Source organism: Rossellomorea sp. ABR4_004, assembly GCF_056159585.1.
Genome location: NZ_JBSWVM010000001.1, coordinates 1946295 through 1971417 on the forward strand (window position 1 = coordinate 1946295; position 25123 = coordinate 1971417).

22 protein-coding genes are annotated in these 25123 nt (G+C 43.5%); all 22 read right to left on the reverse strand.

From position 1 onward, the window contains the following. Positions 1–13: 13 nt before the first annotated feature. Positions 14–214 (reverse strand): hypothetical protein, encoded by a 201-nt coding sequence (locus ACXAF2_RS09985; protein ID WP_475138401.1) that lies wholly within the window; start codon positions 212–214, stop codon positions 14–16. After that, positions 204–1724: a DUF4127 family protein gene (locus ACXAF2_RS09990; protein ID WP_475138403.1), complete on the reverse strand. Its 1521-nt coding sequence runs from the start codon at positions 1722–1724 to the stop codon at positions 204–206. Before ACXAF2_RS09990 ends, ACXAF2_RS09985 begins: the two co-directional genes overlap by 11 nt. Next, complete coding sequence (locus tag ACXAF2_RS09995; protein ID WP_475138404.1) at positions 1721–4285, reverse strand: alpha-mannosidase; 2565 nt, start codon at positions 4283–4285, stop codon at positions 1721–1723. The genes ACXAF2_RS09990 and ACXAF2_RS09995 overlap by 4 nt, the downstream gene beginning before the upstream one ends. Further along, entirely contained in the window at positions 4282–5175 is an 894-nt protein-coding gene (locus ACXAF2_RS10000) for a carbohydrate ABC transporter permease (RefSeq protein ID WP_315635565.1), read from the reverse strand. The genes ACXAF2_RS09995 and ACXAF2_RS10000 overlap by 4 nt, the downstream gene beginning before the upstream one ends. 6 nt (positions 5176–5181) lie before the next feature. After that, positions 5182–6057: a carbohydrate ABC transporter permease gene (locus ACXAF2_RS10005; RefSeq protein ID WP_324745641.1), complete on the reverse strand. Its 876-nt coding sequence runs from the start codon at positions 6055–6057 to the stop codon at positions 5182–5184. Further along, a complete protein-coding gene (locus ACXAF2_RS10010) occupies positions 6047–6961 on the reverse strand; it encodes an ROK family protein (protein WP_475138406.1) in 915 nt (304 codons plus the stop codon). The genes ACXAF2_RS10005 and ACXAF2_RS10010 overlap by 11 nt, the downstream gene beginning before the upstream one ends. Before the next feature lie 28 nt (positions 6962–6989). After that, positions 6990–7844, reverse strand: a complete 855-nt coding sequence (locus tag ACXAF2_RS10015; RefSeq protein WP_427599703.1) for a MurR/RpiR family transcriptional regulator — start codon at positions 7842–7844, stop codon at positions 6990–6992. Further along, entirely contained in the window at positions 7798–8544 is a 747-nt protein-coding gene (locus tag ACXAF2_RS10020) for an N-acetylmannosamine-6-phosphate 2-epimerase (protein WP_475138408.1), read from the reverse strand. The genes ACXAF2_RS10015 and ACXAF2_RS10020 overlap by 47 nt, the downstream gene beginning before the upstream one ends. A 67-nt stretch (positions 8545–8611) precedes the next feature. Then, positions 8612–9928, reverse strand: coding sequence for an ABC transporter substrate-binding protein (locus ACXAF2_RS10025; RefSeq protein WP_475138409.1), 1317 nt, complete (start codon positions 9926–9928; stop codon positions 8612–8614). Next, complete coding sequence (locus ACXAF2_RS10030) at positions 9912–10664, reverse strand: alpha/beta hydrolase-fold protein (protein WP_475138411.1); 753 nt, start codon at positions 10662–10664, stop codon at positions 9912–9914. The genes ACXAF2_RS10025 and ACXAF2_RS10030 overlap by 17 nt, the downstream gene beginning before the upstream one ends. A 221-nt stretch (positions 10665–10885) precedes the next feature. Continuing rightward, a complete protein-coding gene (locus tag ACXAF2_RS10035) occupies positions 10886–12346 on the reverse strand; it encodes a CoA-acylating methylmalonate-semialdehyde dehydrogenase (RefSeq protein WP_475138413.1) in 1461 nt (486 codons plus the stop codon). Further along, positions 12343–13371, reverse strand: coding sequence for a 5-dehydro-2-deoxygluconokinase (gene iolC / locus ACXAF2_RS10040; protein ID WP_475138414.1), 1029 nt, complete (start codon positions 13369–13371; stop codon positions 12343–12345). Before iolC ends, ACXAF2_RS10035 begins: the two co-directional genes overlap by 4 nt. A gap of 37 nt (positions 13372–13408) precedes the next feature. Beyond that, complete coding sequence (iolB, locus tag ACXAF2_RS10045; RefSeq protein WP_475138416.1) at positions 13409–14218, reverse strand: 5-deoxy-glucuronate isomerase; 810 nt, start codon at positions 14216–14218, stop codon at positions 13409–13411. A gap of 12 nt (positions 14219–14230) precedes the next feature. Then, the gene (gene iolE, locus ACXAF2_RS10050; protein ID WP_475138417.1) at positions 14231–15145 is read right to left on the reverse strand and encodes a myo-inosose-2 dehydratase; all 915 of its coding nucleotides are present in this window, start codon (positions 15143–15145) and stop codon (positions 14231–14233) included. A 37-nt stretch (positions 15146–15182) separates the two neighbouring features. Next, positions 15183–17048 carry a 3D-(3,5/4)-trihydroxycyclohexane-1,2-dione acylhydrolase (decyclizing) gene (gene iolD / locus ACXAF2_RS10055; protein ID WP_475138419.1) on the reverse strand — a complete coding sequence of 622 codons (1866 nt, stop codon included), beginning with the start codon at positions 17046–17048 and terminating at the stop codon, positions 15183–15185. Positions 17049–17087: 39 nt separating this feature from the next. Continuing rightward, entirely contained in the window at positions 17088–18113 is a 1026-nt protein-coding gene (gene iolG, locus ACXAF2_RS10060) for an inositol 2-dehydrogenase (protein ID WP_475138421.1), read from the reverse strand. 47 nt (positions 18114–18160) lie between these two features. Further along, complete coding sequence (locus ACXAF2_RS10065; RefSeq protein ID WP_475138423.1) at positions 18161–20263, reverse strand: DUF5054 domain-containing protein; 2103 nt, start codon at positions 20261–20263, stop codon at positions 18161–18163. 22 nt (positions 20264–20285) lie between these two features. Beyond that, a complete protein-coding gene (locus tag ACXAF2_RS10070) occupies positions 20286–21053 on the reverse strand; it encodes a sugar phosphate isomerase/epimerase family protein (RefSeq protein WP_475138425.1) in 768 nt (255 codons plus the stop codon). Then, positions 21043–22023 (reverse strand): aldo/keto reductase, encoded by a 981-nt coding sequence (locus ACXAF2_RS10075; RefSeq protein ID WP_475138427.1) that lies wholly within the window; start codon positions 22021–22023, stop codon positions 21043–21045. The genes ACXAF2_RS10070 and ACXAF2_RS10075 overlap by 11 nt, the downstream gene beginning before the upstream one ends. Positions 22024–22060: 37 nt before the next feature. Next, positions 22061–23314, reverse strand: a complete 1254-nt coding sequence (locus tag ACXAF2_RS10080; RefSeq protein WP_475138429.1) for a CehA/McbA family metallohydrolase — start codon at positions 23312–23314, stop codon at positions 22061–22063. After that, the gene (locus tag ACXAF2_RS10085) at positions 23311–24165 is read right to left on the reverse strand and encodes a carbohydrate ABC transporter permease (RefSeq protein ID WP_475138430.1); all 855 of its coding nucleotides are present in this window, start codon (positions 24163–24165) and stop codon (positions 23311–23313) included. The genes ACXAF2_RS10080 and ACXAF2_RS10085 overlap by 4 nt, the downstream gene beginning before the upstream one ends. Continuing rightward, a complete protein-coding gene (locus tag ACXAF2_RS10090; RefSeq protein WP_475138432.1) occupies positions 24165–25091 on the reverse strand; it encodes a carbohydrate ABC transporter permease in 927 nt (308 codons plus the stop codon). The genes ACXAF2_RS10085 and ACXAF2_RS10090 overlap by 1 nt, the downstream gene beginning before the upstream one ends. Positions 25092–25123: the final 32 nt, after the last annotated feature.

The following is a 25123-nucleotide window of genomic DNA, read 5'->3' on the forward strand; positions in this document are numbered from 1 at the left end:
AACAAACGTTTGATTAAATGATAAATCCTGCTCCAATCACACCTGAATTCGATCCAAGCTGATTAATCGCATGGGTCAGGTTGGCAATGGCTATACCCAGATATCCGGTGTATCCATTTGCCCCCTCCCCTGAGAATCGTTCCCTTTTCGTCGAGAAGAGCTGCTCTAATATTGGTCCCGCAAATCGACACCGATCCTTAACGTCATGATTCATCCCTCCTGCCTAAGCCAATCTCAAAGGTTCGCTTCCAGGGCAGATAGATTTCTTTAAGGGGGAAATCAAGACCATACTTCGTAAGAAACGTCACGGACTCTTTTAAGAACAATTCTTTCACTCGATTCAGAAGCTCTTCATGACTCACTGCTGACTCATCTGTCCCGGCACGCACTTGCTGTCGGACAATCGACTGATAGACGTAGTCATCTAACAATCGCAATGTCATTTCTTCAAGTACTATTGCTTTTACCTCTTCTTGAGGAAAAGAGGGCTTCTTTACCTGCAAATGGACCATAGCTGCCTGTGCAACGACCGTGCCCAAAGTGTTCCCCGCTGTATTCCAGCCCCCGAATCCCGCTAATTGGGAAACCTCTATCTCTCCCAGCAGTCTAGGGAGCATTCTCGGGTCCACTCCGTTGGCATAGGCCGTGTCGGCTACCGCTACCAGTTTATCCCGGCGAAGATAATGAGCGATGCGCTTGATCCACTCACCGATATTCCGATGAGGCGTATCCACTTCCCCAAGGAATTTTTGCAGAGCAAGATCTCCTTGGCGTTTTCCTGGAACATTGACAGCGAACACGATATCCGCCTCTCCCGCTTGATCGACTGTATATCCTCCAAAGGCATAAATCTGACCCTTCACGGATTCACAAATCGGACGGTCTTCGTACATTGCAGTCGACAATGCCCCTGTTTCTCCACTATAAATAGGGTAAAAGGTTGGAAACTCCACTTGTTCCAGTTGATAAATCATCTTTGCCACAAGCGTATTGGCGACCTCATCGGCTCCGGGATAGATGAATACATTCTGGAATAATTCCCGATGTGCCACCTTATCTGAGAGCTCTTCCTGCTCACCAATATTAAGGCCATATTCAGAGGTATCATCTTGCGGAAAGACAAGGACATCAATAGTCTTGTCTTCTACCATCTCCAACAGGGATTCATTCACCTGATAATTTTTCAGTCTGGTTGATAAATAGTCTTCCAGAATGTCTGAAGGGATTTTATTCTGTAACTCCCGAACCCTTAGATTGGAGTCATCATGCCCCGTTTTTTCAAAGCGGTGAAAGTGATAGGAATACTCCCAAAGCTCGACTCCATAGTCACACCAGTATTCCTTCTCTTCTTCGTTTACATAGTTATTGGAAATTCTCATAGTCGAGCTAAATGCCATCAATGCTTTATCAGGATATTTCTCTTTTAATGCACGGAGGATGCCGATTCGTTGTATGATCGTTTCTTTCCCATCCATGCACACACGGGACGGAACAAGGCCGCCGTAGCCGAGCATATCAATCGAAAGGACAAATCCATCTACTTCAGGCGCCACTTTCCACATCCACTTTTCCAGTGCAGCCATATCCCCCGGCTCTTTCAAAAAACCTAGTAAGTCTTTATGAGGGATAAGCACCTCCCAATTTCCGATCGATGCAATCTGCTTTGGAAGCTCTCTTGTCACAGGTCTACCATCAACAGGCAGGAGGGCAATCTTTCTGTTCATGCATTCCTTCCCCCTTTTAATAGGTAAGTACTAATTTCTTTCGGGTTCAGGTGGTCCGTAAGGTTTTCCACTATTTTCACTCGGGCATGAAGAAAATCAACCCGTTCTATTCTCTCAGCTCCAGATTTGAACGTTACAGCCTGAACTCGATCTGTCGGATTCCATAAACGCAGCTCCACTCCATCAGGCACTCGTCTAAGTGAGCTCCACTGCACTTCTCCATTATCGAATTCGATCAAACCCGTTAACTCATTTTCTCTTGTTTCCCCGGAATAAATCCTGGGCGGTATACGGTAAATGTGAGCATCCGTTGCTACCTGGCCCAGACTTTTATCAGGTGTGAATTCAAATGCAGCATGAAACGTATATTGTCCGATACATTGAGCTTCTGGCGTTTCCATATTCGGACCAGCCCCTCCGCCACGGGTCCTTAGATCATCCCGGGACAGCCAGCCGACACTCCTGATCAACGTAACGTCCAACGCATCTTTTTCTCCAGAACTTGTAACCTGATATTCCTGTAAACCCCGATGATAGAACGTGAACCCTCTTTCAGCCCGAATGAAAGAAAGAGAAGGCTCGACTACCACTGGAACTTCTTTCTGCTTTGGAGCATCCAATTCTTCCTCTGTCTTCGTTCTTCGCTTCACCACATCAAATGCTGTATCGCTATACGTGTACCGGGCGGAATCTCCTAGAGGATATTGAACGCGAAGACGTTGATCCTTCGAGTGGTTATCGATGGTGTATTTCACATACATCTTTCGATCACCAGAACGTAAGGTAATCGTGACATGTATAGTAGTTATAACGGTTTCTGCAGATGGACCGGTTCTTTCCTGATCAAGTCCCTCAGGTGTTTCAAGCTTCAGCATATAAGTCATTTCTTGAATGCCGGAGGACTTCCTCACGGTTGGTAAAGAAAATAGCTCAGCATACGTCTTCACATCGTGAACCGGTGGGGAATAGTTGTACTCATCCCCAGCGTCCAGCGAACTATAGAAGCGTTGTAATCCAGCATGCTTCCTGCCTGTCTCTTTATCTACTAACACAATGGTTCCTTCCCCACTCAATTCAATAGAGTAAAACTCATTTTCAACGGTCTGGAGATTTGTTTCCACAAATTCCCCGTAATCCCCCTCTGACACGCTGAAGCTCGAAAGGGAGGTCCCGGGAAGATTCTCAACATAAAACTCAATGTCGTAAAACGTCCCTTCTTTAAAATCAGGAAACGCATCGAGAGGCGAAGCAAAATGTCTGCCATTCCGTTTCTTCTTGATGACCGGGATATACAGCTCTCCATTGCGATCTTTCAATCGGAACGACCTATCTTCTTTAAGCCAGATTTCTCCCGAAACCCAGCCGGTAAACGACCTTGGATGAGGATTGAAGACGGTAAACGCGCTATTATCTTCAAATGGCTTTCTCAATCCGGTTCCTGAAAACATCGGATCTTGGACACCGGCATGAGAAAGGGACCCCATTTGGATGGACTCCAGTCTTTGCTTCAGCATCATCGTCCTGGTCTCCATTTCCCGATGGACCTCATCGATACTGCAGCCACATATACTGTCATGGGGATGATTCTGCATTAACAGTTTCCAAGATTCCTCTAAATATCGTTCCGGATACTTCCCTTTGCTGCAAAGAGAGGCAAGCGGTTCGGTGTATCCTGCAAGCTCGTCTTCCATCTCCTGATTCTGCTGCTTTAGATAGCTTCTCGTAGAAAGTACATTCGGAAGAACATAGATATGTTCATTACTTCTCATTTCTCCTACATACACGGGGAGGTCAATTGAAGACTCGGCCTGGACATTGGTTAAGAATTCTTCATACGTACTCGATACATACTCCACTTCACCTTGAAGATCATTGATTTGTCCCAGCAGATTTCCATGCTTCGGCATCAAGTGGTCGCCACCGTTGGTTAACAGAACATGAGAAGTTGTCGCATAAGGCGTGATTTTCTCCACATATGTCTTCAATTGCTCTTCTACATTGTCTTCATTCAATAATGGCTGATAGTACCCTTCCGGCAAAAAGGCCGTAAAGACCCGGGAGCCATTTGGTGCCTCCCAGGTAAATTCAGACGTCTCGGGTTTAATACCACGCCATAAAATCGAGTTATCAATTCCGAAGCCTTTTAATAGCTGAGGCATCTGGCTCACATGACCGAATGTATCCGGTAAGTAACCGACCTTCTGGGATTCCCCATACTGACCGGCCAGCTTCATCCCCACTTCAAGATTCCGGATCAGGGACTCCCCGCTCACCAGGAACTCATCAGCGAGAACATACCATGGGCCGATAATGATTTTCTTTTCCTCTATTAAATGGAGCACTTTTCCCTTCATTTCTTCTTCACAAACGTCAAAGTAATCCTCTAAAGCGGCCATTTGACCATCCAGGACGAATTGCTTTAGTTCACCTGTTTCAAGACCTGAAACGATCCGATCCATCACTTGTACCAATCGATGACGAAATACTTCAAATGGCAAATACCATTCCCGGTCCCAGTGGGTTTGAAAAACGATATGACATGTGACTTTTTTGCCCGTCATCCTTTCACAGCCCCTTTCATGGCACCTGCGATGAAGTGTCGTTGCAGGATGGCGAAGATGATGATGATTGGAAGGATCGAAATGATTGATCCGGCTGCGATATAGCGCCAGTTGGCCGAGAACGAACCGGCAAGAGTATTGACGCCGAGAGGTAACGTGTACATACTTGTATCATTCAGGATAATCAGCGGCCAGAGGAAATCCCCCCACGCCATCATGAACGTGAAAATCGCAAGTGTGACGAGAGAAGGCTTCACTAAAGGCATGAGCACCCTCCACCAGATCTGAAAGGCGTTCGCTCCGTCCATGCGGGCTGATTCATCCAGTTCATACGGAATCGTCAGGAACGCCTGACGCATCAGGAAGATTCCAAAGGCTGTCGTCGCATGAGGGAGTATCAATCCTGCATACGTGTTTTGAAGCCCTAAATCCAGCGCTAATAAATAGATGGGAATCATCAACAGCTGAAACGGAACCATCATCGTACTAAGGATCAAAACGAATACAATGTTCTTACCGCGGAAGTTCATCCGTGCTAGAGGATAAGCCGCCAATGAACAGAACACGATATTTAATAGAACGGTCACAACAGATACCACGACACTGTTGAATAAGTACCGCCAAAACGGAAAGAATTCCATGACTTCGACATAGTTTCCAAACGTTATTTTTTCTGGAATAAATTGAGGCGGGTACGCGAAGATATTCTCGCTGCCTGATTTTAATGACGTCGCCAGGAGCCATAAGAATGGTCCGACCATGATGAGTGTGACAAATAAGAGCGTTCCGTATTGAAGAGCGCGTTTGGCTATTTTTTTCACATTAATTGGTCTTTTTGAAGGTAGTACGGTTGGATTTTCTTTGCTGGTTCCAAGAGAAGGAGAACTCATGGAGAATCACCCCTTTATATCAGATTCTTTTTTGCTCATAAATTTGATGTTTATGACGGAAAAGATAAGTGTAATCACGAACAAGACAACTCCGGCTGCACTGGCATAGCCCATCTGCAGCTTGTCAAAGGCTTCTTCATAAATATAGAATACCAATGTCTTCGAACTGTTTAGTGGTCCCCCACCCGTCATGACGTAGATTTCTTCGAAGACCTTCATGGCTGAGATAGAAGACATGATCGTAACAATCATGATTGAAGGCATTAATAAAGGAATGGTAATATGCCAGATTTGCTTCCATTTGGTCGCACCATCAATATCAGCTGCTTCATATAAATCATCCGGTATGGATTGTAAGCCCGCGAGGTAAATGACCATGTAATACCCCAACCCTTTCCAAATGGTGACCACCATGACGGCAAAGATCGACGTTGATGTTGAAGTCAACCAATTGATCGGTTCATCAATCAACCCGAACGATTCCAATATGTAGTTTAAAATACCGCGGTCTGCATACACCCATTTCCAGGCAATCCCCACAACAACCATCGAGGTCACAACAGGAACATAATAAGCTGAACGGAAGAATCCAATGCCCTTCACCTGTTGGTTCACAAGAATCGCAAGGAAGATCGGCAGGATGACGAGTGCCGGTACAACAATGATTAAGTATAATAAGGTCTGACCTAACACTTTCCAGAACAATGCATCGGCAAATAGTTCTTTATAATTCTCCAAACCAATAAACTCTGCGTCAGCAACGATATTGTAATCTGTAAAGCTCAGCCAAATCGCGTTAAGCATGGGGTAGAAGATGAATGCACCAAGAATGATGACTCCCGGTATCAGAAACAGAAACGGTGTTAAAGGATTACTTTTCAATGTGCTCCCCTCTTTTCTCTATCACTTGAAATATGAGCTTAGCTGCTCCGAACATGCCTGCTTTATTACCCAAAGAAGCAGGGTGAACACTCGTATTAACGCAATATTCTTTTAATTTTTCTTGGAATAAGGTCCACCAATGACGCTTGGAATCAATGACCCCGCCTCCTATGAAAATCATTTCCGGGTCGATGGACACCGAGATGTTATACATCGTAATCGCTAAATAATCTAAGTATCGGTCAATCACCTGTTTGACCTGTTGATTTCCCTTTGAATATTCCTCGAAAATCTCTGAGCCATGCCTGAAAGAGAGCTCCGTTTCGGTGAAAACGGCTTGCACTAACGCAGTACCCGAAAGGTATTGCTCGATGCACCCTTTCTTCCCGCAATTGCATAGCTTTCCATTTGGAACGAGAACCATATGTCCCCATTCTCCACTTTGATGATGATAGCCATTTAAGACCTCGCCATTTATAGCATTTGCTCCTCCAACCCCGGTACCGAGTGTGATCATGACCGCCGATTGAGGTTTTCTCTGTGACTTCCATAGCTCTCCGATGAGAGCAGTGTTGGCATCATTTTCAACAACGCAAGGTAAGCTGTACCTCGATTCGATTTCTTCTTTCACATTGGTTCCCTGCCAGGATGGTAAATTCGCTGTAGCGAATACGATTTCACCACTATGAACATTCACCCGACCTGCCGTGCCAATGCCGATTCCCAAGATGGCACTGTCTTCCTTCATTAAAGAATCAATCACAGTGTGAATTGATTCCAGTATTCCATCTCTTCCTTTTGAAATATCGGTTGGAATCTTTTCTTCAAATAAAATGTCCCCATCTTCATTCACAACGGAGCCTTTGACTCCCGTTCCCCCAACATCTATTCCGATGACCTTCATCCCATCACCCGCTTTCTCTATTAAGAGATTAGTAGATTTTCTCCACTACGGCTCTTGCTGTTTTTTCTTTCATTCCAAGAGAGTACTCTTTATTATGAAGGGCAAGGCCTGTACATAGCATATCAATGACAAACAGCTGTGAGATCTTCGCAATCATGGATCCGCCTTCAAGAGGTGATTCTTTCCCTCCGCTTAAGAGGACAGCATCGGCAAGCTTCGTAATCGGGGACCTGGCGTAATACGTAATTGCAATCACATTCGCTCCATTTTCTTTCGCTAACGTCAGAGAATCAATGGTGTCCTTTGTACTCCCTGAAATACTCAATCCAATGACAACATCCCCCGCCCCAACTGTGGCAGCCGTCATCGACTGAATATGAGGATCGATCACTGCATCGGACCGGTAGCCGATCCGTAAAAAACGATTCTTCGCATCTAGTGCCGTCAGTCCAGATGTTCCAACTCCAAAGAAGTGGATGGACTTTGCGCCTGATAATAGCTGAATCGCTCGATCTAATGTTTCATCATCCAGTTTATTAACGGTTTCATCAATGGCATTCTTTGTGTAGGAAGCAATCGATTGAATGAAACCTGAAGGCTTGCTGGGATCCGCTTCCTCTTCTTGTGAAAGGGAGGATAAATCCTTGGCAATCGCCAACTTGAATTCCTGATACCCTTTCATTCCGATCTTCCGGCAAAACCGTAAAACCGTCGTCTCTCCCACTTCCGCCACATCGGCAAGGTCGGTGACGGAATAATAAAGGGCCTTTTCCATCTGTTCCAGCACGACTGCAGCCACTTTTTGCTCTGATTTCGTTAACGAAGGAAAGTAACTATTAATTAATCCGCCTAACTTGCTCTTGGACGCCGTTTGTGTGTTCATCTTGTTTCTCTCCTCTACTCTGAATTGATTGAACAAACTTCTTCGTGATTTCCTGAGGTCTTGTAATTGCTGATCCCACTACAACTGCGTGAGCTCCTATATCCATCGCCCGCTTCACATCCTCCGGCGTAGAGATTCTTCCTTCAGCAAATACAGGAATTTGCAGGGTATCAACCAATCTCTTTAATAAAATAAAATCCGGATTGCATTGCTGAGGAGAGTATGGGGTGTATCCCGACATCGTCGTGCTGACACAATCCACACCAAGCTTCACAGCCTTCAACGCCTCATCAAATGTAGAAACGTCCGCCATAATGGTTTGTCCTTTTGCCTTTAAATAAGCGATCAAGCTTTCCAAGGACTCACCGTTTGGACGAGGTCTGTCAGTTGCATCGATGGCAATGATATCTACCTCTGCTCCTATCAGTTCATCAACCTCTTTTCTGGTGGCTGTTATGTAGACATCACTTTGGGGGTAGTCTCTCTTCACCAAGCCAATAATGGGTAGGTCCACATAGCCCTTGATGGCTTCAATGTCGACTGCACTGTTTGCTCTTATCCCGGACGCGCCTCCAACGTGAGCCGCTTTTGCCATTTTCCCCATTACATCCGAGCCGTGCAATGGTTCATCCTGTAGTGCCTGGCAGGAAACCACGAGCTTCCCTTTCAGTTGATTGAATACAATTTCCTTACTAATCATTTTTTTCATCACCGTGCTTTCATTGAAATGAGAGAAAGGGAGATAAACTCCCTTTCCTTCATTTCCCTTATTTAGATAGTGTTTCGTTCCATTTCATCTCTGCTTGCTCTAATGCTTCATCCACTGTCACATCTCCAAGCATCGCAGCATGAAGGGCTTCGTTCATAGCTGTGCGCAGCTCTTCGAAATTGCTCATTGGCGGAATCAACACTTCACTGTCCTTCAATTGACCAGCTGATACGATACGTGCTTTATCAATTGGAGTAGCATCTGCCGGCTCTTCACTAAAGTAAGGATCATCTAAAGCTGTTTCAATGGATGGAAGAATCGCCGTTTGTTTATCAAACTCCACTTGGTTTTCAGCATTTGTTAAGAAAATCGAGAAGTCTACTGCTGCTTGCTGATGCTCGGATTGCTTCGGCACAACCACGTTCATCGCTGCTACATTCTTCTTATTCGTTTCACCAGTGATGATTGGTGCCGTTTTCGTTGCTTTTAAAATATCAGGAGCATTTTCCTCTACAATTGTCAGGAATTGGGGACCGGATGCCAAGATCGCGATTTCACCCGCCTGGTATAAGTCAACGGCTTTAGAGTGACCTTCTGTTAAGACTTCACGAGGAATTAAACCATCCTTATATAGGTCCACGAAGAAATTGAAGGACTCTTTGCCTTCAGCTGTGTTGAACGTTGCTTTCGTCATATCTTCATTTGTTAAGTCTACACCCATCATGACCATTGTTTCTAAAAGATGACTTCCATCAAGGGCCGGGAAGAATGCGTATTTACCCGTTTTGTCTTTGATTGTTTTAGAAACTTCTTTCAGCTCATCAAAAGTGGCTGGAGCTTTCTCGGGATCCAATCCTGCTTCCTTGAAGATCTCTGAGTTGTACATCGTTACTTGAGAGGAAAGGTACCAAGGGATACCGAATGTTTTTCCGTCAAACGTGTTGGATGCCCAGATGTTCTCGAAGTATTTACTTTTTACATCTTCCGGAACCATTTCATCCATATTCACTAATGCATCAAGCTCTGCTAATTTTGCAGCGAATTGAGGATTCAGGTTCGCTACGTCGGGAGCCGTCTTGGAAGCGACGGCTGAAAGGATCTTTGTTTCCATATCACCCCAAGGAATGTCGACCCATTTCACTTTCACATTTGGGTTTTCCTTTTCAAAATCGGCGATGACCCCATTTAAATAATCATCAAATGTTGGAGATAACTGCATGGTCCAGAATTCAATCTCCACTGGTTCCTCTTCCGTTCCCTCTTTCTGTCCTTCAGAAGAGCTTGAGCTGCTGCTGTTACAAGCAGCTGTAAATAGCATAGCAAACACCAACATAAGCGTTAATAAAAACTTTCCATTTTTAAACATTTCGTTCATCCCTTTCCCCTTTTATATTTGTTTCAACAAAAAAGCTGATTGCACGTGGTAAGTCCCTGCGCCAAAAATCCCAGAGATGCTGCTCGTCTTCTTCGTAGTATGTAATGGTATCTGTGATGGATTGAAGTTGTTTGTGAAGACTTCGGTTGTAAGATAGGATTGGAAGGTTTTCTCCTGTTAGTGGATAGGTAACCGCTTCTTCTTGCAGGCCGACAACCTGGTAAACTTGCCAATTAACTTTTTGAATATTTTGAATTTTAATGACGTGATTAGCTGTAAAAGCACCGGATTGCAAAAGTAAGTGAGACCATGATTTGGGAGAATCAGAAGCTATACTCACACTAACCGCAGCTCCAAGGGAATCCCCTAACAAACCAACCTTACAAATTTCCTTATCGTCATTTTCAAAATGGCGGCGAACACTCGCCTGAAGTTCATCCTGGAAAAATCGAATGTACGACTCATGCCGCTCTCCCTGCGGATGATAAAGATGATAGCGTTCTTCAGAGTTTGGAGGTGGCACAAGAACCAAAAATAGATGAATGGATTCCGAGTTTTCAAGAATTTCTTCCAGGGCTTGTTGGATATCGCCAAGTTCAACATAATCCATTCCATCCTGAACAAACAGTAAATCTACTACATTGCTTTGACCCCTCTTGTATTCATAGGTGAAGTAAAGTTGATCTGTGCGTAGATAATGACTCGTCATCACGCATTCTTTCAATCTGGAATTCAACGAGCGTATTCTCCCCCTTTCCGAGAATAGGTTCCCCTATTAGTTTCTATCCTAGCATATGAAAGCGCTTTTGTGAATATGTTCTCCATTTTTTATTTTTTTGGTGGAATAATGCTCCGAAACGAACTTTCTTTTTACTCTAGTCATTTAAGCATTAATTCAAACAAGAAAAGGATGCTACCTTAGCAGCATCCTTTTCTTGTTTAAATTAATTGGGAAAGTTAGTACGTCCAACTAGCAGTAACCATTTTCCGCTTAGTATAAAACTCCACACCATCCGAGCCATTTGCGTGAAGATCTCCATAAAATGAATTTTTCCATCCAGAGAAAGGAAAAAATGCCATGGGTGCAGGGACTCCTATGTTAATTCCGAGCATCCCAGCTTGTATTTTTTCTCTAAAATATCGAACATTGCTGCCATCCTGAGTGAACAAGCATGCTCCATTTCCGAATTCCGATTGATTCGCCACCTCTATTGCCTCTTTTAAATCTTTTACTCTCACAATGGATAGGACAGGTGCGAAAATTTCTTCCTTCCATATTTTCATATCCGGAGTCACTTTATCGAAAATGGTTGGTCCGACAAAATATCCTTTCTCGCATGCTTCATTGCGACCATCTCTTAGTAATAAGGCCCCTTCACTTTCTCCTGATTCAATGTATTGTACCGTTCGTTCTAAATGTTCCTTACGGATGACAGGTCCTAAAAAGACTGATTCATCTAAACCGTCTCCCATTTGGATCTCATTTGCTTTCTCTACCAATTTCTCAATCAATGTATCCGCTATACTATCAACCGCTACAACGACCGAGCATGCCATACACCTTTCCCCTGCTGAACCGAAAGCTGCATTGATAATTTGTCTCGATGCTTCTTCTACTTTCGCATCCGGCATCACAATACTGTGATTTTTAGCTCCGGCTAACGCTTGGACTCGTTTTCCATTCGCCGATGCGCTCTTGTATACATACTCGGCAACAGGTTGTGATCCAACAAATGAAATGGCGGGTACCCCGGGATGGTCCAACAACCCATTGACTACATCATGTGCACCGTGAACGATATTCAGAACCCCTTCCGGTAATCCTGCTTGGTGAAACAACTCCGCTAATCGATTAGCTAATAAAGGAGTTCGTTCAGACGGCTTTAAGACAAATGTGTTTCCACATGCAATCGCTAAAGGGAACATCCAGCATGGAACCATCATTGGGAAATTGAATGGGGTAATTCCACCCACAACCCCGACAGGATATCGATACATCCCGGATTCCATATTGGTCGCGATATCTGGAAGCTGCTTGCCCATCATCAGTGTAGGGGCACCGGCAGCAAATTCTACACATTCAATCCCTCTTTGTACTTCTCCGTATGCTTCTTTATAATTTTTTCCATTTTCCTTCGTAATCAGAGTAGCCAGTTCATCCCAATGGTCAATCAATAGCTGTTGATACTTAAATAAGATTCGCGCTCTTTTTGGGACAGGCGTTTCACTCCATGTTTCGAAGGCGATGGATGCCGTTTGCACCGCCTGGTCGACTTCTTCCTTTGTAGAAAGGGGAACAAAAGCCATCACTTCCTCTGTTGCAGGGTTAGGAACAGGGATGGATGAAGAAGAAGACGAATCGATCCATTTGCCTCCTATGAAGTTTTTAATCGTTTCCACTTTTGTTTCTAAACTCATCTCTTTACACCTTCTTTTCGATTGGAATGTTTCCCACTTTTACAATCATGAATATAACCTTTCACTTGGTCCGCTGTCGGCATGGCATCGGAACAGCTGTGACTGGAGATGACAATCGCGGCGGCGGCGCTTCCAAACTCCATGGATTCAGGAAGTGTCCACCCATTCATTAACCCATATATAAAGCCGGCTGCATACGAATCCCCAGCTCCAAACGTTTTGATGACATTCGCAGGGAAAATGGGACTCTCAAATGACTGCCCATCCTTTGTATAAGCAATCGATCCCTTATCTCCATGCTTGATGACAACTATTTCTGCTTCATGCTTGAACCAGGCTTTCGCTGTCGACCAGTCACTTGATTCTTCCGTGTTATCAAAACGTTCCATCAGATTGAATTCATCCCGCGTCCCAATAATCACATCGCTCTTCTCTGCAACAAGCTTATAATAAATGGCCGTCTCATCTTCTGATGTCCATGAATATGGCCGGTAATCAATATCGAAAATGACCACGGTTCCGTGCTTTCTTGCATAATGAAGAGCTGTGAAAACCGCTTCTCTGGAAGGACTCTTGGATAAAGCCGTACCTGAAATCAATAAGGCTTTGGAATTCTTTATATACTCTTCCTTAATATCCTGAGGTGCTAAATTTAAATCTGCCACATTATCCCGATACATCAATATACTGCAATCGGAAGGACTTTTAATTTCAGTGAAGGCAAGACCTGTCACACTATGCTTCGTATCTGTTATGACACTTGTGGTATCTATCTTATTTTTATTAAGATATTGTTCGATGAATCTTCCCATTTGGTCATCGGCAACTCTCCCGATAAAACCTGTCTTCATCCCTAATCTCGCCATCCCGATTGATATATTGGCGGGTGATCCCCCGACGTATTTTGTAAAGGTTAGGGTCTCTTCCATTGGGCGGTGGATTTCATTCGCATTTAAATCGATACATAATCTACCAATGCCGATAAAATCAAATGGTTTAGTAGTATCAAAGGATAATTGTGTCATGGATTTCTACCTTCCTTTCTATTCAGTATGGATTCCATTATTGATGAGTCTTTAAAAGCCATTCATGGCTTGGGTCATTCCGAAACTTCCATGTACGGACCGGACCTGCCATGACATTTAAGTAATATCCCTCATATCCTGGAGGGGCACTCACAGGATGATACCCTTTTGGAACAAGTACGGCATCACCATTTTTCACGGTCATGGTTTCGTCCAAATCTCGATCATCTGTATAGACCCTTTGAATCATAAAACCATTCTCCGGGTTTACTCTGTGATAGTATGTTTCCTCTAAGTAAGACTCCGATGGTAGATTATTTTCATCATGTTTGTGAGGGGGATAACTTGACCAATTCCCCCCTGGTGTAAATACTTCCACAACAAGTAGACGATCCGCTTCTTTCTGTTCAGGCAATATATTATGGATGAATCGTTTCATGTGACCTGAGCCTCGTATTTCTACCCCGACATCGGTAGGGTGAATAAGTCTCGCATCGTAGTTTCCTTTTCCTGGTGCCTTGCAAAGGGCAAATTCGAGTGTGGTGATTGCTTTTATCGTTAATTGATCTCTTGGAGGGGCATACACTGCATATGGTGGGATTTTCTCAAAGATACTCATCCTTTCACCAATGTTGTCCCATGAACATTCCGCTGTTTTCACATCCGCCATTCCTGATAAAAAAACGACACATACTTCGTTTTTTTCAGTGGAGATGTTCCATTCTTCCCCTTGTTCTAAAGAATACACTTCAAATCCGACATATTCCCAACCGGCACTTTCAGGAGTGATCTCCATGACCTGGCCTCTGTGATTGGGTTTGTTACTTGGTACGACTAATTTAGACATTTTCTACTCCTTTCATTTCTGTGTTTCATCTATTTCATTCCAGATACGATCAAGATACTGTTTGGAACGTTTGGCATGCTCGTAAGGGTTTTTCTCATCTGGATTTTGCTCAGCTTCCACAATCACCCAACCACGATAATCCGTAGCCTTCAGCTCTTCGATCATTGGCTTAAACGGAATGACTCCATCCCCAGGTACAGTAAACACATTTTCGAGAACAGATGATTTAAATTCCATCCCCTCTTTTCTAACCCTGTTCAACACCTCTTGGCGGATATCCTTTAAATGAACATGTTTGACGCGGTCTTTATAAGCTTTCAGTAAAGACAATGGATCTGCTCCTGCATAATAGGCATGCCCACTATCAAATAACAAATGAACGAGATCAGGATTTGTTCCTTTCATAAGACGATCGATCTGATCCCGCGTCTCTACATTTGTTCCCATATGATGGTGATAAACGAGATGGAGTCCTTGCTTCTCACATATTCCCCCTGCTTTTTCAAGTCCTGTAACGAGGGACTCCCATTCTTTATCAGACCATTTTCTAACATCTTTCTTATCTGGACCTCGTCGCGGATCCCCAATGGTCGATCCTCCGATATCACAAGTGACAACCGTCTTACACCCCATTTCCTTCAAAAAGCCGACATGTTGTGTAAATGACTCAAGTTCCTCAGTATGCCTTCTATGATCCGAAAACAATACACCCTTCCATTGAGATGCGAGTTCCATCCTTTTACTTGATAGGAAAGATTTTAATTGGTCTGCTTCCTGTGGAAATTTCCTGCTCATTTCTGTCCCCGTAAACCCCAATGACGCCATCTCAGAGAGGATGGTTTCACCTGAATATTGGTCTCCCAATGAAATCACATCTTCATTTGCCCAATTTATAGCAGAAATCCCCAATTTAATAGGTTCCGTCATGGCTACCATCTCCCTTATTTCATTAATCGGTATCCCATCAGTATTTTTTGGCCAGCTCAATATTTGCTTTCATTTCTTTATGAGCCTTCTTTACTTTTTCACTTTTTGAAACCTCGGCAACATCCACTCTCCACCATGAATCATATCCATCTGTATTCGTACCAGGAACAATGTTCATATGGATAAGAGTTGATGAGGTTGCTTTTTTTGCTTTGCCAATGGCTTGTTGAAGTTCTTCCATTGTTGAAACAGAATAGGTATTCACACCAAGTGCCCCTGCATACGCAGCGAAGTCAATCGGCATATATCGTCCTGTTAATTGACCATTATCACTAGAACGATATCTGAATTCATTTCCAAAGCCATCGCTGCCTTGTCCGCGCTGTAAATTATGAATACATTGATACCCATGATTATCAAATAATAGTATGTTTATTTTCTTTCCTTCCTGCAGGCTTGTTACGAGTTCTGAATGCAGCATCAAAAAGCTTCCATCTCCGCACATGGCATATACTTCTTTGGTTGGTTCGGCAAGCTTTACCCCGAATGCACCGGAAACTTCGTAACCCATACAGGAAAAGCCATATTCCAGGTGATAGTCCTTTGAAGAATGGCTTCTCCATACTCGATGCAGATCTCCAGGGAGACTGCCTGCAGCACCCACAATCACAGATTCTTTCCCAAGAAGTTCATGTAACTCACCGATCACTCTCGACTGGGACAAGCCGTCAGGATGATCATCCGTAAATAAACGGTCTACTTCATGTTTCCACTCCAAGTTCAAGGAAGAAATTCGTTCCATGTCATGCTGGGATTGATAGGACAACGTTGATAATTCGTTTGTTAATGAAGTCAAGGCTTCCTTTGCATCTGCCACAATGGACATACCATTCATCTTCATGGCATCCATAGGATTGACATTGATGCTGAGTAGTTCAACCCCGGGATGCTGAAATGCTTGTTTCGATGCCGTTGCAAAGTCTCCTAATCTAGTACCGACAGCAATGACCAAATCAGCCTCTTTGGCTAAACGGTTAGCGGAAGATGAACCTGTGACACCAATCGCCCCGACATTTAATGGGTGATCCCAAGGAAGGGCACTTTTTCCTGCTTGCGTTTCAGCAACGGGGAAGTGGAAATGCTCTGCGAATCCGATCAGCTCCTTAGTCGCTAATGAGTAATGAACACCGCCTCCAGCGATGATCATTGGATTCTTTTTCGACCGTATCAAATCGGCCGCCCGCTGGATGGCTGAAGATGATGATGGCTTACGTTCTATAAAATGGACTCTCTTTTGAAAGAAATCAACGGGATAATCATAGGCTTCACTTTGAACATCTTGTGGAAGGCAAAGAGTGACTGCTCCCGTTTCTGCCGGATCTGTTAGGACACGCATAGCATGCAGAGCTGCGGTCATCAGCTGTTCCGGCCGCGAAATACGATCCCAATATTTACTGACAGCCTTGAAGGCATCATTCGCTGACACCGTGTAGTCCATCGGATGTTCAATTTGCTGAAGAACGGGATCCGGCTGCCGGCAGGAAAAGGTATCGCCAGGAAGTAATAGAACAGGGATGCGATTGGCAGTCGCAGTTCCGGCTGCCGTGATCATATTCAATGCACCAGGACCGATAGAGGTCGTACAAGCAAAGGTTTCCAGCCTGTTTTTCTGCTTGGAATAAGCAGTAGCAGCATGAACCATCCCTTGTTCGTTCTTCCCCTGGATAAAGGTCAATTCATGACTCTCTTGTTCCAACGCTTCACCAATACCGGTCACATTGCCATGACCAAAGATACCGAACACCCCTTTGAAGAACTTGTTTTCCATTTGATCTATCTCGACATACTGTTGATCCAGGAATTTAATCAAGGCCTGCGCCATCGTTAATCGAATCGTTTTCATGACATTACACCTCCTGAATAATTTACATCTTCTAAACGACTACTGAATGGGAACCATTGGCTCGATCTTCACACTTCTACCCGTAACAAATGACTCCTTGGCTGCTCTTGCAATGCGCTCCGCTTGCAACCCATCATTTCCATCGCACATAACGGGTCTTCCTTGACAAATCGATTGAATGAAGGATTCGATTTCATCTATGTAGGAACTCTTATAACGTTCGAGGAAGAAATATTTTGGTTTATCCCGATGGACACCTGTTTCAGTACTCACTTCCACTGTCGTTGGATAATCATTATGCACAGTGACAGACCCTTTTGAACCAAAAACTTCTATTCTTTGGTCATATCCATAAACGGCTTTTCTACTATTATCGATGACTCCCACCGCTCCATTCGCAAACTTCAAGGAGATGATCGCTGTATCAATGTCACCATTTTCAGAGAAGACCGGATCAATCAGGCTTACTCCATGGACGAATACTTCCGTTATCTCACTGCCACTCATATATCGGGCCATATCAAAATCATGGATGCTCATATCCATAAACATACCACCTGAGGATTGGATGTATTGCTCGGAAGGCGGATCGGGATCACGGGAGGTAATTTTCACAATCTGAGGGGTACCAACGGAACCGCCTTGAACGAGTTCGAATGCCCTTTTAAAGTTATGATCAAATCGGCGATTGAACCCTACTTGAAGGAAAACACCTTCATCATGGACAACCTTTAACGCTTTCTCCGACTCTTCTATGTCAAAGCAAATCGGTTTCTCACAGAAAATATGTTTTTTCGCTCTGGCTGCAGCCTTAATAAGGCTTGTATGTGTATTCGTAGGTGAGCAAATAAAGACAGCATCGATTTCATCGTCTTCCAATACTTCTTTATAATCATTCGTGATCCTTGCCACTCCGATTGAGGCTGCCCAATCAACAAGGGGTTCCGTATGAATATCTGAAACCATTTTAAGGTGCACATTAGGGTGACGAACCAGGTTTTCAGCATGTAATTTTCCGATTCTTCCTGCGCCGATAACGCCAATCGTCAGTTTTGTTGTTGTCATTGTCCTATTCCCCTTTTATAAGTGGTTAGATTAATAGACTGGTAAAACTACAGTTTAATTAAGAATCTGAACTTGGCATCCTCTTCGTACCACATGGGAAAATTAGTTCCCCACACATTGTTGTATAAATTAAAGTGAAAACCTTTATCTAGAGGTGGGAAGGTGTTGTCGAGTTCGAGTAACCTTGATTTACCCGGTGAGACCAATGGGGCATCCTTTGATTCAATCAAAACCTGGCCGTCTGCACCATGATAGGCTACACCTGTTTGTATGGCGTGAAGATTACGATTTCCATTTTTCACTACTTCTAAAGGTGATACCCACTCTCCAATTTTGTCTATTTTCCATAGATTAGGATTATCAACCATTGGGGTAAACGAAAACCAGATTCCTTCCGGCAATCGGTTTGCATCTTTATCAAACCAATTTAATTCAATCTCAATAACCGATTCTGTTTGACTGAAAAGATATGAAAGTTCCATCACTTTTGGTGCACCAAAATCTACTACCGCCCGATCTGGCAGTCTCAACCTTACATTCACACAATCTATCTCTCCATCTGCCACTTTTCGAATCGATTCCACTTTGGGTTTATACTTTTCCTGTTTTGGAGTGGGGGTGACTAGTTCCATCCCAGGTTTTCCCTGGTCCGCCTCAGACCATCTATAGGTTTCCCCAATATTGACGACATATTGCTGGAACCATGTGTGATAGTTTTCAACACCAAACGTTTCATAAGTGATGACCCCTAATGGATGATGCTCGTCGGCCCATTCCTTACCAGAAGCATCAATTAATGTAGTAATTGAACCATCCGTAGAAAATGCCGCCTCAAACGAACCTAACTTATAGACCGAGTCTAAATCGAGTGTATCCCCTTCCACTCCTTCAACACGTTTAGGCGTAAGTAAATGAAATGCCTCTTCTACTTCTTTCTGCTTATCTTCTGATAGACAGGCAACCGCTTTTTGTAAATAAGCTCGTTGCTCTTTCCAGGAACGCTCAAATAGCCGATAACTTCTTTCCTCCCAGGTAGTTGAAAATAACTGCTCTGACATGCCATCAAATTCATGCATAGCAAACGACCCTATGTAACTATATTTATCAGGCACAACATCCTTTGAGATGCGATTTTGTTTTCGAGCCCGTTGGAAGTCCCGTTTCGAATAGTTCTTGTAATCATTAAGGTACTTCTTTTCATCAAGTCCCCATGTATGTTCAGGTATTAACAATAATGCATCTGAAAAATCCTTATATTCCTTGCTGCTTTCTTCTATTCTGCCTTGATTTAGCCACTTATTCCGTAGTCTGAGAAGTTCGCGATAATGAGATATTTTCTTAGGGTCCGTACCGGCACCATGGATCCAAGTGTCTCCGATCTCTTCGTGAACAACAGGTAATCGATGTTTGACGGTTCTAAGTTTCACAGCAAATTCATCCATTGTTGAAGCTTTGATTACGGCATTGGGAAACTTCTTGGCCAGTTGGCGAAATTCATGTTTGATTTCTTCTATGGAAGGTGGTCCACAATTATCCCCTGTATGTGCGAATACCATGACTTCATTGATACCGTCTATCTTGAGGACATCACCATAATTATCAGCATAATTGACAATCACTTCTGATCCATTGTTTCCTTTCCAGCAAAATAAAGTCGGGACGTTCGGTACTTTTGATGCCGGGTTCACACCTAAATGTAAATATTCAATTCCATTTTTCGCTAAAGACGATACCATCGCATTTGTATGACCAGGCACGTCGGTCATTTTGGAAGAGATGGTCTGCTTCCCAAATCTCTGGTCCAGGTTCTTTGAGATAGACAACGCATGTTCCAGGAGATGACGATCCATCAATTCGGTATGGGTTGTAAACGGTAAACCATGCCAAGAGACGTATCCGTTATCAATCGCCTCTTCCATTTTCTTTACCTGCTGTTCGTCAGCTCGTTTTAAATATTCATGAATGAGCCAGGAACCTGTCGTCCAGACAAACTGAGCGTCTCCCCCTTCATGGGCAAGCTCTTCACTTAACTGTATGGCCTTTGGAATATAGGAATTCATGTATTGATTTGTTACATTTTCTTCAAGGTCCGTAAATCCAAGATCTAAATGCGTCTTGAAAATTACATGTACCACTTCGATATCCTTCATGTCTGTTCACCTCTGGTCATTTCTAATTGGGCAAGTGATTGGATGTCATATCCATTAAATTCTTCAAGCTTAATTCAAGACTGTCGAGTGGATTCCCTGAACACTCATCCTGTTCCACTGCATACCACTGAACACCGTTTTGTTCACCCCAGTTAAGTATAGGAAGAAAATCAATACACCCTTCTCCAATCTCAACAAAATCCTTTCGATCATTATTACTCATGTCTTTAAGATGCAAAATCGGCATACGAGAGGAATATGGCTTGATATAACCAAGGGGATCTAAGCCGGCTTTTTTCACCCAATAGGTATCAATTTCCGGGAATATAGAGACCCCAACTTCAGGAGCAAGAATATAGTCGAGTGCGTTTTCGCCATCAATAGTCGTCATAAATTCAAAATCATGATTATGATAGCCAATACGAAACCCCAGAGGAGCAGCCTTTCGTGAAATTTGAATCAACTCATTCTTAGCCTGAATATACCCTTCTGCATTTCTCATATCTTCCTCTAAATAGGGGCAAATGATTTCTTTTGTTTCAAAGAGCCTTGCTTCCTCAAGCACCTGTTCAAATTCATTTATCAATCGAAACAACGGCACATGCATACCGGCTGTTTTTAGCCCTGCCTGCTTCATGACATGGGAAATTTCTTGTGCTGAATAACCAAATAAACCATCGATCTGTACAGCTTCCCACCCCATGTCTTTTAATTTCCATAACACTCCTGGAAAGTCCAGGCTTAGTTCATTTCGTAGGGTATACAATTGAGCTGCAAACTTATGCTTCATGGATTTCCTCTTCCTTTCGTCCTTGCTTGAGATTTAACCAGTTCATTTCATTTGACGTAAGGGTTATGTTAGAACCTGCAATGGAAGATACCAGTTCTTCCTTAGTTTGAGGACCGATGATCGCACCTGTTGAGAACGGTTGATTGAGTACATAGGCCAGAGCGATTTGAATAGGAGTCGCCCCTTTTAACTCTGCCAACTTCTGTGCACGCTTGTAACGCTCCCAGTTCTCTTCATGATAATAGACTCTCACCATTTCTTCGTTATCTTGAACGTCAGGGGAGAATCGACCGCTGAAAAACCCTCCTGCTTGAGAAGACCATGAAAAGAGGGGCATTTGCGTGCCCGTATGCCAATCCAGCATCTTATCATTGACCGATACACAACCAGGCCATCTGGGTTCATTGCACTTTGCCAGACTCAGATTCGGGCTATTGAAGGTAAATCCGATCAATCCGTGTTCTGCGGCATAATCATTCGCTTCCTGAATGCGCAGGTGAGTCCAATTTGATGCGCCGATCGCATGAATACGCCCTGCATTGAGGTGTTCATTTAAGGCTTCGATGATCTCTCCCACTTCAACCGTTTCATCATCTCGATGCAGCGCATAAAAATCGATGTAATCGGTTCGAAGTCGTTCGAGACTTTCCATGAGATCCTTGTTTATTGCTCTAGGCGTTACACGCGGACCAGGTTCCCCATCATCGGGATGGGCCCCTTTTGTCATGATAAACAGCTTATTTCGTCGACCTGCCTTCTCCAGCCATTCTCCTAAAATAGACTCACTGTCGATATATTGATGAGCGGTGTCGAACATGTTGCCACCTAAATTCACATACTCATCCAATACAGAAAAAGCTTGCTCCTTGCTCTCATATTCATATAAATGAGCTGTCCCCATAATCAGTCGAGAACAGCTTTTCTCTACATACTTTTTATCAATAACGCCCTTTAATGTGTGATTATTCACGAGGCGGTTCCCCCTTCTAATCTGGTCACTTTGGAAACTAGTGAAAATAAATCGGGTTACTAATCACAATCGGCTCTTCTATGTGCAGATCCCAAACCTCAACACGAACATACCTGCTGTCACTGGGAATACGGTCAAAATAGAAGACTTTCTTTGATTCGATCGGCTCATTGATGATGGTGCCTTGATCGGTAATCACTTTCATGATGCCTTTTACTTTGTCTTTAAACTCGACCTCTAACGGAATGGCTTGTAGATTGTTCTCTCCTCGGCCACTTCCTTCCGGGCAAGTGTTCATCGTTTTGATTTCAACCCACGGGGAGTCCGGCGTCCTGGCAATACATGCCCTTCCTGACTTCATGGCCGCTGTTAACTTATCAGGAGAGTGACGCAAGGCATGTAACCAAGTGGTAGGAACTCCATACTTTATTCTCTCATGCTCCCGGTGCGTATCACTTCCCCCAATTGCGACCACCTTTTTTCCTTGCTTCAGCTCACTATCCCACCAGTCCAACGTTTGTTGATTGGCCTCACTCCAGGGACCATTCCAGATTTCTACCATCCTTACATCAAAATGTTCCAACCCCCATTCCCAAGGGCAATACTGGCAGTGGGGATGATTAATGGAGTAAAAGGAACCGTTGCTCATTCCCTCATCCATTTTATCCTGTACATCCTCTTTTGATTGGCAACGGAAATCATGAAAAGGCTGTTGCACACCATAGAAATTGGCATGACCTTTGTTCGTCGTCAGTTCCACCCCGGGAATAATCGCGATGTCTTCAACTATTGGATACTGAATATTCTGACTGAATGTATTATGATCAGTTAAGGCAAGAAATTCTAAACCAGCCAATCGGATGTTTTCAACCACCTCTGAAACGGTATAAGCACCATCACTATGATTGGTATGGAGATGCAAATCTCCCTTATACCATCTGTTTTCACTTCGGATACATGTAATCTTGACTGTTACAGTACAAACCTTTGCAACCTTGTAGGCGTTTAAGATAACTCCCCAATCGCCTTCAGGTAACGCCCCTAAGTTATAGCCTGGAGTGGCACGATCCTCTCGTAGGAAAATTTCCTTTCTTGCTCCACCGCTCCAACCTCTGAAGCCATTGGGATCTTCCACTCCCAGATCGATGACATTTGATTCTTTGTCTGTATAATCCAACTCAATCTTAATTTCCTCCATATCGTCATCGATTGAAAAAGGCAAGGTCAGATACTCTCCTTGACGGGAATGATCAATGGTTTCAGTCAATGTCAACTGTTTGTCACTTCTCACGTTTCTTTCCCCCCCGAGCCAAGTCCGCCTAAACCTTGTTCAAATAACGGCTGAAGAATAAAGTATAAAACGATCATCGGAAGTGCAGCCGTTGTCGCTCCTGCCATAATTAACGGCCAATCGATGTTGTATTGACCCTGGAATGCTTTCAAGGCAATTTGGATCGTATACATTTCCTGGGATCTGGCAATTGTTAACGGCCATAAATACTCATTCCAATGACTGAGAAAGCTGAAAATGGTGACCAAAGCAATCGCAGGTTTATTTAACGGAAGGATGATTTTCCAATAAATTTGAAATTTTGAACATCCATCAATCGTAGCTTGCTCATCCAATTCCCGTGGAATGGCAAGGAAATTCTGTCTCATAAGAAATATGGCAAACCCTGTCACCGCAAAAGGGAGGATGAGTCCGGCATATGAATCCAGCAACCCATCAGGACCCGCAAACGGGACATTTTTCATCATGAAGAACAATGGAACCACCATTAATCCTGTCGGAATCATCATCGTCGCCAGCACTAGCATAAACAGTCTATCCCTACCCGGGAAGCGAAGCCGTGCAAAAGCAAATGCAGCTAAGGATGATAGAAATACATTGATTGCTGTGGCTAGTACAGCAACAACAAAACTGTTAAAAAAGGCTCTAGGCAAATTGGTTTCCTGCCAAATTCTCAGGAAATTCTCCCAATAGAACTCGGTAGGGATGATCTTAGGCGGCCAGGCCATCACCTCACCCTGCGTTTTTACCGAGGTCATAAACATCCATATATAAGGACCTAGAAAGATCATTAAGACAATCGAGAGCATAACGTACAATAGGATATTTCGAATCATTTTCGACTTTTTCATCATTTTTTATCCTTTCCGGATGATAGTCTTAATTGAAGCCATGTAACACCTAATAAGAATGGGAATAATACAAATGATAGGGCTGCACCATATCCGACATAGTTAAACTCAAAGGATTGCTGCCAAATATGTTTAATGACAACCATCGTACTATCCATCGGTCCACCATTTGTCAGGATGTCTACCACTGCCACAACCTGGAAGGATCCGATGACTGACATGACCATACAGTAGACTAAGATATGCATGATGGATGGCAGAGTAATATGAACAAATTGCTTCCAGGAGTTTGCTCCATCAATGCGGGCTGCTTCATATAAGGATTGAGGAACCGCTTGAAGGGCTGCAAGGAATATAGGGATATTGTAGGCCGTCCCTCTCCATGCACCAATGAGGATCAGAATAATCATGGCCGTTGTAGGTTGTAACAGCCAGGCAGGAGGAGACTCTACACCTGAAACTTTTAATATGTAATTTAATATTCCAAGATTATTATCGAATACCCATAAGAAGATCATGGCAGTAATAACTTCTGAGGTAATTGTAGGTAAAAAATAAAACACTTTAAAAAAGCGGATCCCCTTTAGCTTTCGGTTCAACAGAACGGCTACTGCAATAGCACCGCTTAATCCGATTGCCATTGAGCCTGCAGTATAGATCAAGGTGTTCCCTATACTTTTGATAAATAACGCATCCTGAAACATACGGATATAATTTTCTAACCCATTAAATATGGCGGGATTAGGCAATCTATACTCATGAAAGCTTAACCAGACCAAGTAGATGATGGGCACTATCGAAAACAAAGTTAAAAATGTCAAGGCAGGTAAAACAAATAAATAAGAGCCAATATGGTCTTTAAGCTTATGCATTTCCTTTTTCGGTTTAATGACCGAATTGTATTCATGAACAGTCTCTGTTTTCATCCTTTTCACTCCCTTATAAGGAAAAGGTATGT